Raw genomic sequence first — 17371 nt, forward strand, 5'->3', positions numbered from 1 at the left:
TCAGCGGTGTATCTGACACACCGCAACGCAGCCTCGCTTGCGCTCGGCAGCTGCTACGGGTTTACGCGGTGTTGGTATCTACTGGGAGTGGGGTGAGGGCACTCAGACCTTCAAGGTCGCCATGTCGATGACAAAGCGGTACTTCACATCACCGGCGATCATACGGGTGTAAGCCTCGTTGATCTGGCGGATGTCGAGCATTTCGATGTCACAGGTGATGCCATGTTCGGCGCAGAAATCCAGGACTTCCTGGGTTTCGGCAATGCCACCGATCAGTGAACCGGCCAGCACTTTACGGCCCAATACCAGTTTGGCGGCGTTGACCGGTGGGTCCACCGGCTCGATCAGGCCAACCAGGATATGCACGCCATCAAAGCGCAGCACGTCGAGGTAGGGGTTCAGGTCGTGCTGCACCGGGATGGTGTCGAGCAGGAAGTCGAAGCTGCCGGCGGCGGCTTGCATCTGCTCGGCGTCGGTGGACACGATCACATGGTCGGCGCCCTGGCGACGGCCTTCTTCAGCCTTGCTCGCCGAGCGGGTGAACAGTGTGACTTCCGCGCCCATGGCCTTGGCGAACTTGATGCCCATATGGCCCAGGCCGCCCATGCCGAGAATCCCGACTTTGTCGCCGGCCTTGACGCCGTAGTGTTTGAGCGGCGAATAGGTGGTGATGCCCGCGCACAGGATCGGCGCGGCGCTGGCCAGGTCGAGATTGGCCGGGATCTTCACTACGAAGTGCTCGCTGACCACGATGCTGTCGGAGTAACCGCCCATGGTGTTGCTGCCGTCGACGCGGTCCGGGGTGGCGTAGGTCATGGTCGGGCCTTCGAGGCAATATTGCTCGAGGTCCGATTTGCACGCTTCGCAGTGGCGGCACGAATCGACCATGCAGCCCACGCCGACGAGGTCGCCGACTGTATGCGCGGTAACGCTGGCGCCGACGGCGGTGACCTTGCCGACGATCTCGTGGCCGGGCATCAGCGGGTAGACGGCGATGCCCCATTCGTTGCGGGCCTGGTGGATGTCGGAGTGGCACACGCCGCAGTAGAGAATCTCGATGGCCACGTCATCGGCGCGCGGGCTGCGGCGTTCAAACGACATGGGGGCGAGGGGAGTGGTGGCCGACTGGGCGGCGTAACCGATGGCGGTATACATGGCGAAACCTCGCAAAAGCAGTGACAGATGAGGCGGGCCATTCTCCGCGCCACCCCCTGATGCGGCCATGGTGATTGCTCCGAGTCTCATGCCTAAAGCTCCGGAGGAGCAGCTAAAAGCAGCAAGCTACAAGTCGCAAGCTATAAACTGCGTGCTCTCTTGCAGCTTGAGGCTTGAAGCTTGCTGATGCTCAGATCTGAACACTCCCGAGAACTGCTTTTATGCTATTGACCCGCCATCTTGATGCCAACGCCACGCTGGTTTCCCTGATCGAGGGGCTGACGTCTCGCGATGGTTTCTCCCCGACCCACCTGCCGGGTGTGCAAGTGCTGCGCGCCAGTTGCGATGTAGCGCGCGGCCCGCAGATCTACGAGCCGAGCCTGATGTTCGTGGCCCAAGGCAGCAAGGTTGCCTACCTGGGCCCGCGTACCCTGGAGTATGGCGCCGGGCACTACCTGATCCAGGCGATGCCGGTGCCGTTCGAGTGCGAGACGTTCGCCATGGCGCCCGGTGCGCCGCTGCTGGGCGTGACCGTGGGCATTGACCGCGTGGTGCTGGGTGAGTTGGTGATGGCCATGGGCATGCATGCCGGGCCTCCGCCGACCGCGCAAACCCTGGAGTCGATGAGTTCGGTGGTCTTGGATGACGCCATGCGCGGCTGCGTCGAGCGGTTGCTGCAGTGCCTGCACGATCCACTGGAAAGCCGGATCATGGGCCCGGCGCGGGTACGCGAATTATTGTTCACCGCCTTGCGCGGCCCGCAGGCCGATGTGCTGCGTGCGTTGGTAGAACAGCAAGGGCAGTTCTCACGAATCGCCACGTCGTTGAGTCACCTGCATGCCCATTACGCCGAGCCGCTGAATATCGAGACGTTGGCGGGGTATGCGCATATGAGTGCGTCGACGTTTCACGAACATTTCAAACGCTGCACATTGTTGTCGCCGGTGCAGTACTTGAAGCGTTTGCGCTTGCTCAAGGCTCAGCAGTTGCTGCTGGTTGAAGGCATGGGCGTTGCGCAGGCGGCGCATAGCGTGGGGTATCAGAGTACGTCGCAGTTCAGTCGCGAGTACAAGCGCTACTTCGAGCGCAACCCTGGCGAAGAGCGGGCTGCATAGTCATTTCAGGTAAATGCACAATCCAAGTGTGGGAGGGGCAAGCCCCCTCCCACATTTGACCGAGTTTGACTCCATAAAAAAGGCTCCCAGTTGGGAGCCTCGTTTGGCTTACATATTCGGGTAAGTCGGCCCACCCGCGCCTTCCGGCGTCACCCACGTGATGTTCTGCGAAGGGTCCTTGATGTCACAGGTCTTGCAGTGCACGCAGTTCTGGGCGTTGATCTGGAAGCGCTTCTCGCCGTCTTCCTTGGTGATCACTTCATACACGCCAGCCGGGCAGTAGCGCTGCGCCGGTTCATCGTAGAGCGGCAGGTTGGTGCCGATCGGGATGCTTGGGTCTTTCAACTTCAAGTGGCACGGCTGCTCTTCTTCGTGGTTGGTACCGGAGATGAACACCGAGCTCAACTTGTCGAAGCTCAGCTTGCCGTCGGGTTTGGGATAGTCGATTTTCTGGCTGTCTTTGGCCAGTTTCAGGCAGGCGTAGTCCGGCTTGGTGTCGTGCAGGGTGAACGGCATCTTGCCGCCGAGGATGTTCTGGTCGAACCAGTTGAAGCCGGCGCCGATGATCGGGCCGAACTTGTGCATCGCCGGGCCGAAGTTGCGGCTGGCGAACAGTTCTTCGTAGAGCCAGCTGGCTTTGAAGCTGTCGACGTAGTTGGTCAGCTCATCGCCGCCTTTGGATTCGGCAAACAGGCGCTCGGCCACGGCGTCGGCGGCGAGCATGCCGGACTTCATGGCGGTGTGGCTGCCTTTGATCTTGGCCACGTTCATGGTGCCCAGGTCGCAGCCGATCAGGGCGCCGCCCTTGAACACCATCTTCGGCAACGAGTTGATGCCGCCCTTGGCCAGGGCGCGTGCGCCGTAGCTGATGCGCTTGCCGCCTTCGAGGTACTGGGCCAGCACCGGGTGGTGCTTGAGACGCTGGAACTCATCGAACGGCGACAGGAAGGTGTTGCTGTAGGACAGGTCGACGATTAGGCCAACGACCACCTGGTTGTTTTCCAGGTGATAGAGGAACGAGCCACCGGTGTTCTCGTTGCTCATGATGTCCAGCGGCCAACCGGCGGTGTGCACCACCAGGCCTGGCTGATGCTTGGCTGGGTCGATTTCCCAGATTTCCTTGAGGCCGATGCCGTAGTGCTGGGCGTCGGCGTCGCTGTCCAGGTTGAAGCGCTGGATCAACTGCTTGCCGATATGCCCACGGCAGCCTTCGGCGAACAGCGTGTACTTGCCACGCAGTTCCATGCCCGGGGTGTAGACGCCTTCTTTTGGTTGGCCTTCACGGTCGACGCCGAGGTCGCCGGTGATGATCCCGCGCACCACGCCGTTTTCATCGAACAGCGCTTCCTGGGCGGCGAAGCCTGGGTAGACTTCCACGCCCAGGTTCTCGGCCTGCTGGGCCAGCCAGCGGCACAGGTTGCCCAGGGAGATGATGTAGTTGCCTTCGTTGTGCATGGTCTTGGGCACAAAGAAATCAGGCACCTTGGTGGAGGTCTCGCGGCTGCGCAGGACATAGATGTCATCGCGCACCACGGGGGTGTTGAGCGGGGCGCCGAGTTCCTTCCAGTCCGGGAACAGTTCGTTCAGGGCGCGTGGTTCAAACACGGCACCGGAAAGGATGTGTGCGCCCACTTCGGAGCCTTTCTCGACCACGCAGACGCTGATTTCCTTACCGGCTTCGGCGGCCTTCTGCTTCAGTCGGCAGGCGGCAGACAGGCCCGCCGGGCCAGCGCCGACGATGACCACGTCGAATTCCATGTATTCGCGTTCCACAGGCTATCTCCTACTCAAGGCTCAACAGGCTTTTTTCTAATGGGTGGAGGTTCGGTGTCGTGTCCATCATTGCCGTGCGCAAGGGCAGGGCATGACCCACCTTTCTCTCTAGGTGGCGCATTATATATAGACCACTGTCAGCGTCCAATACAAACGTTTGTTTGAATTGCCCGCAGGCTAGGTAAATCAAAGCAACGCGGCTTATGACTGGCCATTTTGCCGTATTGACCGGAATAGGCGTTCCGGTCAATATACGGTCGGTTTTGCGCATACCGTAGGCAGACTAGCGGTTTCAGGCGCACGTCCAAAGACAGGCAAAGGCAAAAAAGGTGACGCGTGCCCAAACAATGGCGCGCAGTTTACACGCCGCGATAAAGAATGACCTCTCAGTCACCACTGACGAACGGTCATCACTTCCCGTGAGCAAGGTCACGCCGAGGTTTTTGGAGGTGCCCTTGTGTGCCGATGAGCATCAACCGCCAGGTTCGCCTAGGCGACTTTCTTTTCACCGGAGAGTAACGAGGAATCCATGAAGGTTCTTGTAGCTGTCAAACGCGTTGTCGATTACAACGTGAAAGTTCGCGTCAAGGCGGACAATTCCGGCGTCGACCTTGCTAACGTCAAGATGTCGATGAACCCTTTCTGTGAAATCGCCGTGGAAGAAGCCGTACGCCTGAAAGAAAAAGGCGTGGCGACTGAAATCGTCGTGGTTTCCGTCGGCCCGACCACTGCTCAAGAGCAGTTGCGTACTGCCCTGGCACTGGGCGCCGACCGCGCCATCCTGGTCGAGTCCGCTGAAGAGCTGACCTCCCTGGCCGTGGCCAAGTTGCTCAAAGCCGTTGTCGACAAGGAACAGCCTCAGCTGGTGATCCTTGGCAAACAGGCGATCGACAGCGACAACAACCAGACTGGCCAGATGCTGGCTGCACTGACCGGTTACGGCCAGGGCACCTTCGCGTCGAAAGTCGAAGTGAGCGGCGACAACGTTGCCGTGACCCGTGAAATCGACGGCGGCGCGCAGACGGTCTCGCTGAAACTGCCGGCCATCGTCACCACCGACCTGCGTTTGAACGAGCCGCGCTACGCGTCCCTGCCAAACATCATGAAAGCCAAGAAGAAGCCTCTCGAAGTGCTGACTCCGGACGCTTTGGGCGTTTCCACCGCCTCCACCAACAAGACCATCAAGGTTGAAGCACCGGCTGCACGCAGCGCGGGCATCAAGGTCAAGTCGGTGGCTGAACTGGTCGAGAAACTGAAAAACGAAGCGAAGGTAATCTAACCATGACTATCTTGGTAATCGCAGAACACGACAACAAAGTGCTGGCCCCGGCCACCCTGAACACCGTTGCTGCTGCCGCTAAAATCGGTGGCGACATCCACGTACTGGTCGCCGGTCAAGGCGCTGGCGCCGTGGCTGATGCCGCAGCCAAAGTGGCTGGCGTGAGCAAAGTACTGCTGGCCGACAACGCCGCTTACGCTCACCAGTTGCCGGAAAACGTTGCTCCGCTCATTGCTGAGCTGGCCGCCGGCTACAGCCACATCCTGGCTGCCGCCACTTCCAACGGCAAAAACATCCTGCCACGCGTTGCCGCGCAGCTGGACGTTGACCAGATCTCCGAGATCGTTTCGGTCGAAAGCGCCGACACTTTCACACGCCCGATCTACGCCGGTAACGCCATTGCCACCGTGCAATCGACCGCTGCCGTCAAGGTCATCACCGTGCGTGCCACAGGTTTCGATCCGGTTGCCGCCGAAGGTGGTTCGGCGGCTGTTGAGGCTGTTTCCGCTGCCCACGACGCAGGCACGTCCAGCTTTGTTGGCGAAGAGCTGGCCAAGTCGGACCGTCCTGAGCTGACCGCTGCCAAGATCGTCGTTTCCGGCGGCCGTGGCATGCAGAACGGTGACAACTTCAAGCACCTGTACGCCCTGGCCGACAAGCTGGGCGCTGCGGTCGGCGCTTCCCGCGCCGCCGTCGACGCAGGTTTCGTACCCAACGATATGCAGGTCGGCCAGACCGGCAAGATCGTTGCGCCACAGCTGTACATCGCCGTCGGTATCTCCGGCGCGATCCAGCACTTGGCCGGTATGAAAGACTCCAAAGTGATCGTCGCGATCAACAAGGACGAAGAAGCACCGATCTTCCAGGTGGCCGATTACGGCCTGGTCGCGGACTTGTTCGAAGCTGTACCTGAGTTGGAGAAGCTGGTCTAATCCAGCCGCTTCACTTATAAAGAGCCCGGTCTTGTGACCGGGCTTTTTTTGGCCTGGGCTTTTTTGAACATCGGAGAAACCGCCATGGAACTGCGCCCCTGGGCCGTACTGCTAGGCCTTACGTTGTTGCCGGGCCTGGCCCTGGCTGCCGGCAAATGTGATCGCCTGGTCATCACCGGCAGCCCGGACGCACCGCCGCTGCTGTGGCGCGATCCCCAAGACCCGACGCATCTGATCGGCGCCACCGCCGATGTCTTGCAACAGGTGGCCAAGGACCTCGGCCTGAAAATCGACCTGCTCTACGGTGGCATTCGTTCCCTGGCCCTGGACGAAGTGCGCAGCGGGCGCATGGACATCCTCGCCGATGCGCCGCTGAACCTCGGCGAGTTGGAAAACCTCGACTACATTCACCCGGCGCTGGTGCAGCTCGATTACCTGGTCTGGACCCGCAAGGATTCGGCGCTGGTCTATACCTCGGCGGCCGACCTGCATGGTCACAAGGGCGCGGTGTCGGAGCGGGCGCGCTTGAGCCGCGACTTTGAAACCTTCGCCGGCCAGCAACTGACCCTGCAACGCCTGCCCACATTGACCGCGGCCTTCCAGAAACTGCTGCTGGGGGAAGTGGACTACGTGCTGGCCGGGCGTTACTCCGGCATGGCCATGGCCCAGACGCTGGGCATGAGCAACGACCTGATCGCCCGTGATATTCCCATCGACCAGCCCGGCCTGTACCTGGCGATTTCCCACAACTCCGCCTGCAATGATCCTTGGCTGCGCGGACAGCTGGCCAAAAAGATGACAGAATTGCCCGGGTCTGGTGTGACGGAAGCCGCGCTGCAGCGCAATCTGGAGCGTTGGAAAGCGCAATTGCAACAACCCGTCGGCACCCCAACAAAGTAGGGATTTTCAGTGACTCTTCGACCTTTTTTCGCGGCCCTCGCCGTTGTCGCTCTGGCGGGATGTGCAGCCGATCCTGCGCCGAATGAACAAATTCGCCTCACCCAGCAAGCCCTGGAACAAGCCAACGCCGTGGGCGCCAGCGCCGATGAATCCCCCGAACTGAAACTGGCCGAAGACAAATTCGCCCAGGCCAAGACCGACATGGCCGAGCAATCCTACAAGGACGCGCGCATGCAGGCCGAACAGGCCGAACTGGATGCGCGCCTGGCCGAAGCCAAAGTGTTGACCCGCAAGAGCCAGGAACAACTGAACGTGCTCAACACCCGCATCACGCGCCTGCGCAAGCAATTGCAGTTGGGAGAAGCCCAATGAGCCCGATGATCCGTGGTTTGAGCTGTGCCGTGTTGCTGGGCAGTGCGGCACTCGGCGGTTGTGCCAGCCACCCCAGTGGCGAACAGGCCTTGCAACAGGCGGGCAGCGACTTCCAGAAGGTCAAGGAAGACGCCAACGTGCTGCGTATCGCGCCCAAGGATGTGATTCGCGCCGGTGAATCCCTGGCACGGGCCGACCGCTTGTCCAGCTACTGGGGCAGCGGCCCCGACGTGGTGCATTACGCCTACCTGAGCCAGCGCTACAGTGCCATCGCCCGCGAACACACCGAGCAGGCGCTTAACGAAGAGCGTGGCGCCAAGCTCGAACTGGAACGCCAGCGCCTGCAACTGGCCCTACGTGAAAGCAAGCTGATCAGCGTGCAGCAGCAGGGTAAATGGCTCGAAGAACAGATCGCCAGCCTGACCACCACCCAGACCGATCGTGGTTTGGTGATGACCCTGGGCGACGTGCTGTTCGATACCGGTGAAGCGGAGTTGAAAAACTCGGCCAACCGCACCGTGTTGAAAATCGTGCAGTTCCTGCAACTGAACCCCAAGCGTGTGGTGCGCATCGAGGGGTACGCCGACAATACGGGTGGTCAGCAGGAAAACCTCAAGCTGTCCCGTGACCGCGCGCAATCGGTGGCCGATGTGCTGGTGGACCTGGGGATCGACGAGAAACGCATCCAGGTCGAGGGCTACGGCGACCAGTATCCGGTGGAAGCCAACGCCTCCGAACGTGGCCGGGCGCAGAACCGTCGCGTGGAAATAGTGTTCTCCGATGAAAAAGGCCAACTGGGCGCCGCGCGCTAAAGCCTTTCACCGATCAAGAATGTGGGAGGGGGCTTGCCCCCGATAGCGGTGGATCAGCCACTATTTGCGGCGACTGACACTCCGTCATCGGGGGCAAGCCCTTTCCCACATTGTTCTGTATACATCTGAATATTCTCTCCACTCACCTTACAGTTTTTACTGTCACTCCCACGCGCGCTCGACTATTGTGGCAACTGTTCCCGTACACTTCTAAACTGTGCCGGTATGTTTCACACAAAAATAAAATACCCGTGAAATCGAGTGCTGCGTCATGACCAATCTGTTGCTTTACCAACGTATCGCCCAGCAACTGGCTGAGGACATCCGTCGCGGTGTCTATCAACCTGGCGAGCGCGTGCCCTCGGTGCGCAAGATGAGCTCCCAGCTCAATGTCAGCCATGCCACGGTATTGCAGGCCTACGCCAACCTGGAAGACCAGGGGTTGATCCGGGCGCGGCCGCAGTCTGGTTACTACGTGCACCAGACGCCAGCGCTCACGGCGCCGACGCCGGACATCGCGCGGGTCGAGCGCCCGGGGTTGGTCACCCGCAGCAGCATTATCCAGCAGGTATTGGGCGAGTCGCGCCGCGAAGGTGTATTTCCGCTGGGCGCCGCCGTGCCGAGCGTCGACTATTTACCGGTGAGGGCGCTGCATCAGCAGTTGGCCAAGGTCACGCGCTTCCAGAGCCCACGTGCCTTCAGTTACATGTTCAGCCCCGGTTTTGAGCCGCTGCGCCGCCAGGTGGCGATTCGCATGCGTGACGCCGGCGTGGTGGTGGACCCCTCCGAAGTGGTGATCACCCACGGCTGTGTTGACGCATTGCAGATGTCCCTGCGGGTGCTGACACGCCCCGGCGACTTGATCGCGGCTGAATCACCGACCTATTACGGTTTGCTGCAACTGGCTGACCTGTTGGGCCTCAAGGTCATCGAGATCCCCAGCGACCCGTCCACCGGCATGAGCCTGGAAGCCTTGCAACTGGCAGCCAACCAATGGTCGATCAAGGCCCTGGTGCTGACCACGCGCCTGAGCAATCCACTGGGCGGCACCATGCCCGAGGAGCGGCAGAAACAGTTGCTGCGCCTGGCTTCGGATTTCGATATCCAGATTGTCGAAGACGATATTTACGGTGAACTGATGTTCGAGTTGGGCCGCACCAAGGCCCTCAAGGCCTACGACCGCCTCGACCGAGTGATCTATTGTTCAAGTTTCTCCAAGACCTTGTCGCCGGGCGTGCGCATCGGCTGGATGATCGCCGGCAAATACCAGCAGGAAATCCAGCGCCTGCAAATGTTCAGCACCCACTCGGCATGCAGCGTCACCCAGATGGGCGTTGCGGCGTACCTGGAGAACGGCGGCTACGACCGGCATCTGCGTTATATCCGCCAGGAATACCGCAAGAACCTCAGCGCGTTCCAATTGGCGGTGCAGCAGTATTTCCCGGAAGGTACCCAGATGACCCGTCCGAAGGGGGGCTTTATTTTGTGGGTCAGTTTGCCTGGGCGGGTCAATACCCAGGAACTGCACGTGCGTGCCCTGCAACAGGGCATCAGCATCGCGCCGGGGTTGATCTTCAGCAATACCGAGCAGTTCAACCACTGTATTCGCCTCAACTGCGGCACCCCGTGGAACCGCGAAGCAGAGCGTGCGCTGATGACCCTGGGCATGCTGGCCAGCCAGTTATGCCAGGAAACGGCAGCCGGTTTTTGAGGTGTTGAACGGGGGCAACTCCAATAGTTGGCTAATCACCGCGCTTGTCATGCCGTGCACAACAAGCGAGCATATGGCCCTCTGCCGTTAATGCTGTAGGCAATATGACCTCGATTGTTCGCGCTGCTTTGGTGATTGGCCTGTTTAGCCTGTGTAACGTCAGCACAGTGCTGGCGGCAGCACCTGTGGCTGAAAACAAGCCCGCTGCCAATACCCAGCAGGATGCTCCGGTACAAAAACCGAGTCCCGCCAAACAAGCCCCCGTCGCTAAGAAGCCAACCGCCACGGCGAAAAAACGTGCGTCGGCGGCGAAAAAATCCAAGTCAGCCCAGGAAGTGGCACAGACCAAACTGCCACCGGCACAGTTGGATTTGTCCCTGCCTTCGGACATGGTCAGGCATCTACAGCCCCTGGGTACTGTGCCCAAGCCCAAGAGCGTGCCGTTGCTGCCGCCGATGTTTGGTGAAAAGCCCACCGACAACAGTGCGTTCCAGATCAACGGCCGTTTGCTCAGCAATGAGATGAAGCTGCAATTGCGCAACGAAGAGCGCCGTGATGTGGAAGGTGCTGCGTTGGAATTCGAGTTCAAACAGTAAACTTTTCCTGCAACGGTGACGCAGGCCTTCGACCATCTGTCGCAGACTGGTCGGTCACTTTTGTTTTGTGCGAAAAACCCCTGTTAACCCATTTTAAAACGGCTGTTTAAGGGCGTACTCTAGCCCGGCCATCCCTACTGAGTCGTCGAGGACCTGCTGGTCATGAATTGCCGTGAAGGCTGTGGCGCTTGCTGCATCGCCCCCTCCATCAGTTCGCCCTTACCCGGAATGCCCAATGGCAAACCGGCGGGCGAACGCTGCCTGCACCTGTCGGTCGAACAGCTGTGCCAACTGTTCGGCCAGCCGGAACGCCCGGCGGTGTGCAGTGATTTCAAGGCGGATATCGATGTCTGCGGTACCGACCAGGCCGATGCGATCCGGTTGATCGGCTGGTGGGAGCAGATGACGGCGGCTTGATGGGCTTTACTATTGGAACTTCAACAATAAGGAATACAACAATGGGTTCGCTGAAACGAATGGCTGTGCTGTGCGGTTTTACGCTGTTATTTGCTGCCACTGCCCAGGCTGAGGATTGGCAAGTCGCCAAGGACGAAGGCGGTATCAAGGTGTCCCTGAGCGAAGTTGCCGGCTCCAAATACAAGGCGTATCGCGGTGTGACCGTGATCAAGGCGCCTGTCGCCAAGATCCAGGCACTTCAGGAAGATGTGGTCGGCGCCTGTTCGTGGATTCATGAGTGCAAATCCCAGAAGCTGGTCGACAAGAAAGGCGATGAGGCCTGGACCTACACCCAGTTCAACGCGCCGTTCCCGGTGACCGATCGTGATTCGTACATCCATGTCACCACCACCAAGGACGCCGACGGCAACGTAACCCGCAAGTTGCAGGGCGTGCCGACCTACAAGCCCGAAGAAAAAGGCTACGTGCGTGTCGCCCAGGTCGAGGGCTTCTGGAAACTGGTGCCTAAAGGCGCCAATGAGACCGAAGTCACCTACCAGGTACACACCGAGCCGGGCGGCAGCGTGCCGTCGTGGTTGGCCAACAAGTTCGTGGTGGACGCGCCGTTCAACACCTTGAAAGCCTTGAAAGAACACGCTGAAAAATAAATGCAGTTGATCCGGTGCCTCCTGACGTGAGTGGAACGTTTGCCGAGCCCTCAAGGTCCAGATAGTTGTAAGCCCACACACGGGTTTTATCGAGGAGGCACCGATGCAAAAGTGGCAGATTACCTTCGTTGATGATCACGGCGTACGGTCCGTGGAGCAGTTCACCTGCGAGCAGAAGCCCAGCCTCGAAGATGCGGCACACATGATTCGCAACAAGCTGGTGCCCGTGGCCGCCGAACTCGACCTCAATGACCTTGAGGGCCGCAAGCCTGAGCCAACGGTCAAGATCCTCAAAGACCAGAACAGTATTCAAATCCTCGACATCTCTCCCGCCGCCTGAACATTCCCTGTATGCCATTCAAGCACCTCTGGTGGAGGTGATAGCTTCGCGCTACTCTGCAAGTGAGATCAGCGAATGAATCGCTAAGGTCTGGTCTTGTCAGCTACATGCTTGTTTTCCCGTGGTGATGTTATTGCCGTGGTACCCGCGCCGGTAACGCGCGGGCTTTGGGAAGCACGGAAAGTCTATCCATCGGTTTGAGGAGGACGTTTCATGAGCACAGCCTATCAAGAAGACATCAGCACCAACGTTCTGCGCCGCATGAAGGAAGGCGGCTTCGACTTCTCACGTTTCCACCCCATTGAGTTCTACGCCATTTTCCCGGATGAGGAACGGGCGCGCAGGGCTGCGGGTGAATTTCGTGGTGAGTCCCTGAATGCCCAGGTCAGTGCGCGCGACGATGGCGCCTGGTACCTGGAACTGAGCAAGATCATGTTTGCAACCTACGACGGCATAGGAGACTTCGAGCAAGACTTTGAAGCAGTGGTCGAACCGCTGGGCGGGATCATCGAAGGATGGGGCGTCAAGCAAGAGGTGCGTGGGTTACCCATGTAGCGCAATTGTATGAGCAACGCAGCGTATCGGCTGACCCTAGGGTCGGCCGATTTTGTGTGTGCAGTGAGAAAATCTACGGAACTAGCACAGCCCTTTTTTGCACCAAAAAAAAGGCCACCCGAAGAGGGTGGCCGAAAGGGAAGACCGGAGGAGTCGGTCGGTACACGAGCTGTCACGGTACCGATTGCGCGATGGTTAAAGCTGTAGGACACATCCTGTTCAGCTGATGGGGATGATTATCCGCAGGCTTCGGCGGGCAGTGAAATCAACTCTGGCTATGCTGTTGATAGCCAAAGCTTGCATTGCCATGAAGCGTGCTGCATTGCAGCGCGCATTCTGCGCACCAGGACGGTGCGACCAGGTCTTTGCTTATATTTAACCCACTGATTTTTAAGTGTTTATGCCGCTGGCACGGGCCTTGCGATGGTTCTTGCGTCCGGGTGACAAGGAGTACGGCATGATCCGCACTTATTACGACGAAATGTACGATGGGGCAGGGCAGGTTCGCCCTCACTACCGCGAGTTCGCCCGCTGGTTGGCCGACACCCCCGCTGAACTGCTGGCCCAGCGCCGGCGCGAAGCCGACTTGCTGTTCCACCGCGCCGGGATCACCTTCACGCTTTACGGGGACGAGCAGGGCACCGAGCGTTTGATTCCTTTCGACACCATCCCCCGCAGTATTCCCGCCAGCGAATGGCGCATGGTCGAGCGTGGCTGCATTCAAAGGGTCAAGGCGCTGAACATGTTTCTCGCCGACCTCTACCACGAACAACGCATCATCAAGGCTGGGATCATTCCGGCTGAACAGGTACTGGCCAACGAGCAATACCAGTTGGCGATGCAGGGGCTGAACCTGCATCGCGACCTTTATTCCCACATCTCCGGGGTCGACCTCGTACGCGATGGCGACGGCACCTACTACGTGCTGGAGGACAACCTGCGTACGCCGAGCGGCGTGAGCTACATGCTCGAAGACCGCAAGATGATGATGCGCCTGTTCCCTGAGTTGTTCGCCGCCCAGCGCATCGCGCCGATCGATCACTACCCCAATCTGCTGCTCGATACCCTGAAAAGCGCCAGCCCCCTGGATAACCCAAGCGTGGTGGTACTGACCCCTGGGCGTTTCAACAGCGCGTTTTTTGAGCATGCATTTTTAGCCCGGGAAATGGGCGTGGAGCTGGTGGAAGGCGCGGATCTGTTCGTGCGCGATGACCGTGTGTTCATGCGCACCACCGACGGCCCCAAAGCCGTGGACGTGATCTACCGTCGCCTCGACGATGCGTTCCTCGACCCGCTGGCGTTCAACCCGGACTCCATGCTCGGCGTGCCCGGCCTGCTGGCGGCGTATCGCTCGGGCAACGTGGTACTGGCTAATGCGATCGGCACCGGGGTGGCGGATGACAAGTCGGTGTACCCCTTCGTCACCGAGATGATCCGTTTTTACCTGGATGAAGAACCCATCCTGCAGAACGTTCCCACATTCCAATGCCGTAAGCCCGACGAATTGTCCCACGTGCTGGCCAACCTACCGGACCTGGTGGTGAAGGAAACCCAGGGCTCCGGCGGCTACGGCATGCTGGTGGGGCCTGCGTCCACGGCAGCCGAAATCGAAGCCTTCCGTGCGCGTATCAAGGCCAAGCCCCAGGCCTATATCGCACAGCCAACCCTGTGTTTATCCACCTGCCCGACCTTTGTCGAAAACGGTATCGCACCGCGCCATATCGACCTGCGCCCGTTCGTGTTGTCCGGCAAGGAAACCCGTGTGGTACCCGGCGGTTTGACCCGTGTAGCGCTGCGTGAAGGGTCACTGGTGGTTAATTCGTCCCAGGGTGGCGGCACCAAAGACACCTGGGTGGTCGAGGACTGATGCCATGTTGAGTAGAACTGCCTCGGATTTGTACTGGATGTCGCGCTACCTGGAACGCGCTGAAAACCTCGCGCGTATGCTCGATGTCAGTTATTCGCTGTCGCTGATGCCCCAGGATGGGCGCGGTGATGGCCTGCATGAGTTGGCCATGCCGCTGCTGATCACCGGCACGCTGGATGACTACCGCGAACGCCACGGTGAACTGCACGCCGAACGCCTGTTGCATTTCTTCGCCCTGGATGCGGCCAACCCGGCCAGTATCTACAGTTGTCTCGGCGCGGCGCGGGCCAGTGCCCATGCCGTGCGTGGGCGAATTACCGCCGACATGTGGGAAAACATCAACGCCACGTGGCTGGATATTCGCGAAATCTCACAGCAGGGCCTCAGCCGCTACGGCATGAGTCGGTTCTGCGAGTGGGTCAAGGAACGTTCCCATCTGTTCCGGGGGGCAACCTACGGCACCATCATGCGCAACGACGCCTTCCGTTTTATTCGCCTGGGCACCTTTATCGAACGCGCCGACAACACCCTGCGCCTGCTGGATGCGCGTTATGAAATGGCCGGCGACCAGGCCGAAGCCGTCACCGATGGCACCGCCCACGCCTACTATCAGTGGAGTGCCTTGCTGCGCGCGTTATCGTCGTTCGAGGCCTACACCGAGATCTACCGCGACGCCCCAGGCGCCCGACAAGTCGCGGAGCTGTTGCTGTTGCGCGCCGATGTACCGCGCTCGCTGCGGGCCTGCAGCGAAGAGATCGACCAGATCCTCGCCAGCCTGCCCGGCATCAACGGCCGTCCGGCCCAGCGCCTGGCGGCCGAGATGGATGCGCGCCTGCGCTTCACCGCGATCGATGAAATCCTCGAGGAAGGCCTGCACGCCTGGCTGACCGACTTTATCCCCTTGGTCCGCCAGTTGGGCGACGCCATCTACAGTTCCTACCTGGAGGCTGCATGAGACTCTCCATCAGTCACGAAACCACCTACCATTACGACGACCAGGTACGCGCCAGCATCCAGTACCTGCGCCTTACGCCCCACGACAGCGAGCGTCAGCATGTGCTCAGTTGGCAGCTGGACCTGCCACGCCCGGTGCGTGCGCAGATAGATCCGTTCGGTAATATCCTGCACGTGCTGACCCTGGACGAACCCCACGACGCCATCATCATCGGCGCCCGTGGCCAGGTGGATATCGATGAGTTGCGCGAGGCCGAGCATGAGAGCCAGTCAGCCTTTCCGTTCCTGCGCTGCACCCGCCTGACTGAGCCGGACGAAGCCCTGCGCGCCTTTGCGCAACAGCATTGCCACCAGCGTCGTGATCGCACCGCGTTGATCGACCTGATGCACGCCCTCAACCAGTCGATGGTTTACACGCCGGGTGCCACCGAAGTCGACACCTGTGCCGCCCAGGCCTTCGCAGGGCGGGCGGGGGTGTGCCAGGACCATACCCATGCGTTCCTGGCCTGCGCGCGCAGCCTGGGCATTCCTGCGCGGTATGTGTCGGGGTATTTGTACACGGAAGACAGCACCCACCTGGCCAGCCACGCCTGGGCCGAAGCCTGGCTGGATGACGCCTGGTACAGCTTTGACGTGACCAACCAACTGGCCCGGCCGGAGCGGCATTTGAAACTGGCCGTGGGCCTGGACTACCTCGACGCTTGCCCGGTGCGTGGCATGCGCCGTGGCGGCGGGCATGAGCAGATGCATGCCAAGGTGTTCGTGGCGCCGACGCCGGTGATCTCGGTCCAGCAGCAATAATCCACTTGCCACAGGGATTGTGGTGGATTCAAGGTAGTTGCTTACGCCCCGCCATATGCTTCAAGTACCCCACCAGCAACTCCAGCTCGCTGTCAGGCAACACACTGGCGGCGAACGCTGGCATCTTCGCCTGTGGCCAGTGCCTCAAGCTCTGCGGATCGCGGATATAGCGCTTGAGGAAGTCGCCGCTGAAATATTCCGTAGGGTTGTAGGGAATATTCAGGTCCGGTCCCACCTGTGCATCGCCGCCGCCATTGAGGCGGTGGCAGGCCAGGCAGTTCTTCTGGAACAGCGCAAAGCCCTGGTTGACCGGATCATCGGCCGCCAGCCTCGGGTCGGGCAACAACGCCGGAAAACGTTCGGCCACCGTCGTCAGCTGCTTGATCCCGGAGATCTGGAACGGCCACTGTTCCGGGCTGATATGCCCGGCTTGGGGATCGGTCCACACCAGGTAGAACGGCCCGGCGCTCGGCTTGCCGTCTGCCAATGGCGGCCAGGGGTGGGCCGGGTCTTCCACGGCCAGCCAGGCGCGCGCGCCGTTTTTTTGCAGCAACGGTGCGGCCGTCAGTTCCGCGGCGAATCCATCGAGGGCAACGGCTTGCAGATGCTTATCGGGCGGGAGACCCGGTAGGAGCACTGCCAGCGGTACGGCGCGATAGGTCATGTTGCGTTTGTAGGAGACGTCATCGACGACCTGCACCGTTTGCGCGTCCGGATGCTTGAGCAGGTCGGCGGTTTCCCACGTTTTGCGGGTGTGATCCAGCTCGACGGTCAATTGTGCCGCCGAGGCGGGCAGGGCGAGCAACAAGGCAAGGAGTGCGAAGGTCGGTTTCAAGACGGCGGCCCCGTGTTAAGTGGCGATGGGGCCCACGATACCGGAAAAGCGCGCGTAAAAAGGCAGCCCCTGCAACAGGATCGCTATGCACGAAGTCCCGACAGGTGCTGCCAAAAGCGGTAATCCCGATGCAATAAGTGCACAGAATGGAGGGCGGACCGTTAGCCAATAACCTTGGTCAGGTTGGGCAAGATCAGAATCAGGGTGGTGGCGAACAGAATAAGTCCCGCCTGACGTACTTTCGAATGTTTGAACATGGCTGACTGCCTTTTGTTGTTATTCCTGAGCGTCAAATGCGTGCCGGTGTGAT

At 60.1% G+C, this 17371-nt stretch carries 18 protein-coding genes; 15 read left to right on the top strand and 3 right to left on the bottom strand.

Features of this window, described 5'->3' with window-relative positions:
- Positions 1-102 precede the first annotated feature (102 nt).
- A complete protein-coding gene (locus AB1462_RS19440) occupies positions 103-1155 on the bottom strand; it encodes an NAD(P)-dependent alcohol dehydrogenase (RefSeq protein ID WP_259191276.1) in 1053 nt (350 codons plus the stop codon).
- A gap of 221 nt (positions 1156-1376) precedes the next feature.
- Here AB1462_RS19440 and AB1462_RS19445 point away from each other — a divergent pair, with 221 nt between their 5' ends.
- Positions 1377-2270 carry an AraC family transcriptional regulator gene (locus AB1462_RS19445; RefSeq protein ID WP_259191275.1) on the top strand — a complete coding sequence of 298 codons (894 nt, stop codon included), beginning with the start codon at positions 1377-1379 and terminating at the stop codon, positions 2268-2270.
- 108 nt (positions 2271-2378) lie between these two features.
- On the opposite strand, the gene AB1462_RS19450 is transcribed toward AB1462_RS19445, so the two are convergent.
- Positions 2379-4043, bottom strand: coding sequence for an electron transfer flavoprotein-ubiquinone oxidoreductase (locus tag AB1462_RS19450; protein WP_367247650.1), 1665 nt, complete (start codon positions 4041-4043; stop codon positions 2379-2381).
- 529 nt (positions 4044-4572) lie between these two features.
- Between AB1462_RS19450 and AB1462_RS19455 the strand changes: the two genes are divergently transcribed.
- The 14 genes from AB1462_RS19455 to AB1462_RS19520 all read left to right on the top strand — a co-directional run bounded on the left by AB1462_RS19455 (position 4573) and on the right by AB1462_RS19520 (position 16226).
- Positions 4573-5322 carry an electron transfer flavoprotein subunit beta/FixA family protein gene (locus tag AB1462_RS19455; RefSeq protein ID WP_090400395.1) on the top strand — a complete coding sequence of 250 codons (750 nt, stop codon included), beginning with the start codon at positions 4573-4575 and terminating at the stop codon, positions 5320-5322.
- A gap of 2 nt (positions 5323-5324) precedes the next feature.
- Positions 5325-6254 (top strand): electron transfer flavoprotein subunit alpha/FixB family protein, encoded by a 930-nt coding sequence (locus AB1462_RS19460; RefSeq protein ID WP_090400394.1) that lies wholly within the window; start codon positions 5325-5327, stop codon positions 6252-6254.
- An 84-nt stretch (positions 6255-6338) separates the two neighbouring features.
- Positions 6339-7154 (top strand): substrate-binding periplasmic protein, encoded by an 816-nt coding sequence (locus AB1462_RS19465; protein WP_367247652.1) that lies wholly within the window; start codon positions 6339-6341, stop codon positions 7152-7154.
- Between the two features lie 9 nt (positions 7155-7163).
- On the top strand, positions 7164-7526 hold the full coding sequence (locus tag AB1462_RS19470) for a DUF4398 domain-containing protein (RefSeq protein ID WP_090400393.1): 363 nt from the start codon (positions 7164-7166) through the stop codon (positions 7524-7526).
- Positions 7523-8338 (top strand): OmpA family protein, encoded by an 816-nt coding sequence (locus AB1462_RS19475; protein WP_090400392.1) that lies wholly within the window; start codon positions 7523-7525, stop codon positions 8336-8338. The genes AB1462_RS19470 and AB1462_RS19475 overlap by 4 nt, the downstream gene beginning before the upstream one ends.
- 271 nt (positions 8339-8609) lie before the next feature.
- On the top strand, positions 8610-10049 hold the full coding sequence (locus AB1462_RS19480; RefSeq protein WP_090400391.1) for a PLP-dependent aminotransferase family protein: 1440 nt from the start codon (positions 8610-8612) through the stop codon (positions 10047-10049).
- Positions 10050-10153: 104 nt separating this feature from the next.
- Positions 10154-10645, top strand: a complete 492-nt coding sequence (locus AB1462_RS19485) for a translation initiation factor 2 (RefSeq protein ID WP_090400390.1) — start codon at positions 10154-10156, stop codon at positions 10643-10645.
- Positions 10646-10807: 162 nt separating this feature from the next.
- On the top strand, positions 10808-11062 hold the full coding sequence (locus AB1462_RS19490) for a YkgJ family cysteine cluster protein (protein ID WP_017527406.1): 255 nt from the start codon (positions 10808-10810) through the stop codon (positions 11060-11062).
- A gap of 41 nt (positions 11063-11103) precedes the next feature.
- On the top strand, positions 11104-11709 hold the full coding sequence (locus AB1462_RS19495) for an START domain-containing protein (RefSeq protein ID WP_090400389.1): 606 nt from the start codon (positions 11104-11106) through the stop codon (positions 11707-11709).
- Positions 11710-11812: 103 nt separating this feature from the next.
- On the top strand, positions 11813-12049 hold the full coding sequence (locus AB1462_RS19500) for a hypothetical protein (protein ID WP_090400388.1): 237 nt from the start codon (positions 11813-11815) through the stop codon (positions 12047-12049).
- Positions 12050-12262: 213 nt separating this feature from the next.
- On the top strand, positions 12263-12604 hold the full coding sequence (locus tag AB1462_RS19505; RefSeq protein ID WP_015885395.1) for a ribonuclease E inhibitor RraB: 342 nt from the start codon (positions 12263-12265) through the stop codon (positions 12602-12604).
- Between the two features lie 457 nt (positions 12605-13061).
- A complete protein-coding gene (locus tag AB1462_RS19510) occupies positions 13062-14471 on the top strand; it encodes a circularly permuted type 2 ATP-grasp protein (protein WP_090400387.1) in 1410 nt (469 codons plus the stop codon).
- Positions 14472-14475: 4 nt separating this feature from the next.
- Positions 14476-15426, top strand: coding sequence for an alpha-E domain-containing protein (locus tag AB1462_RS19515; RefSeq protein ID WP_090400386.1), 951 nt, complete (start codon positions 14476-14478; stop codon positions 15424-15426).
- Positions 15423-16226, top strand: a complete 804-nt coding sequence (locus tag AB1462_RS19520) for a transglutaminase family protein (RefSeq protein WP_090400385.1) — start codon at positions 15423-15425, stop codon at positions 16224-16226. The genes AB1462_RS19515 and AB1462_RS19520 overlap by 4 nt, the downstream gene beginning before the upstream one ends.
- A gap of 28 nt (positions 16227-16254) precedes the next feature.
- On the opposite strand, the gene AB1462_RS19525 is transcribed toward AB1462_RS19520, so the two are convergent.
- Positions 16255-17061 (bottom strand): cytochrome c, encoded by an 807-nt coding sequence (locus tag AB1462_RS19525; protein ID WP_090400384.1) that lies wholly within the window; start codon positions 17059-17061, stop codon positions 16255-16257.
- Positions 17062-17371: the final 310 nt, after the last annotated feature.

The organism is Pseudomonas sp. SB113 (genome assembly GCF_040754745.1).
Lineage (GTDB): Bacteria > Pseudomonadota > Gammaproteobacteria > Pseudomonadales > Pseudomonadaceae > Aquipseudomonas > Aquipseudomonas grimontii.

Coding starts and splice junctions, on each gene's coding strand:
- AB1462_RS19440 (WP_259191276.1), bottom strand. CDS start 1,155: ATGTATACCGCCATCGGTTACGCCGCCCAGTCGGCCACCACTCCCCTC.
- AB1462_RS19445 (WP_259191275.1), top strand. CDS start 1,377: ATGCTATTGACCCGCCATCTTGATGCCAACGCCACGCTGGTTTCCCTG.
- AB1462_RS19455 (WP_090400395.1), top strand. CDS start 4,573: ATGAAGGTTCTTGTAGCTGTCAAACGCGTTGTCGATTACAACGTGAAA.
- AB1462_RS19460 (WP_090400394.1), top strand. CDS start 5,325: ATGACTATCTTGGTAATCGCAGAACACGACAACAAAGTGCTGGCCCCG.
- AB1462_RS19465 (WP_367247652.1), top strand. CDS start 6,339: ATGGAACTGCGCCCCTGGGCCGTACTGCTAGGCCTTACGTTGTTGCCG.
- AB1462_RS19475 (WP_090400392.1), top strand. CDS start 7,523: ATGAGCCCGATGATCCGTGGTTTGAGCTGTGCCGTGTTGCTGGGCAGT.
- AB1462_RS19480 (WP_090400391.1), top strand. CDS start 8,610: ATGACCAATCTGTTGCTTTACCAACGTATCGCCCAGCAACTGGCTGAG.
- AB1462_RS19485 (WP_090400390.1), top strand. CDS start 10,154: ATGACCTCGATTGTTCGCGCTGCTTTGGTGATTGGCCTGTTTAGCCTG.
- AB1462_RS19490 (WP_017527406.1), top strand. CDS start 10,808: ATGAATTGCCGTGAAGGCTGTGGCGCTTGCTGCATCGCCCCCTCCATC.
- AB1462_RS19495 (WP_090400389.1), top strand. CDS start 11,104: ATGGGTTCGCTGAAACGAATGGCTGTGCTGTGCGGTTTTACGCTGTTA.
- AB1462_RS19500 (WP_090400388.1), top strand. CDS start 11,813: ATGCAAAAGTGGCAGATTACCTTCGTTGATGATCACGGCGTACGGTCC.
- AB1462_RS19505 (WP_015885395.1), top strand. CDS start 12,263: ATGAGCACAGCCTATCAAGAAGACATCAGCACCAACGTTCTGCGCCGC.
- AB1462_RS19510 (WP_090400387.1), top strand. CDS start 13,062: ATGATCCGCACTTATTACGACGAAATGTACGATGGGGCAGGGCAGGTT.
- AB1462_RS19515 (WP_090400386.1), top strand. CDS start 14,476: ATGTTGAGTAGAACTGCCTCGGATTTGTACTGGATGTCGCGCTACCTG.
- AB1462_RS19520 (WP_090400385.1), top strand. CDS start 15,423: ATGAGACTCTCCATCAGTCACGAAACCACCTACCATTACGACGACCAG.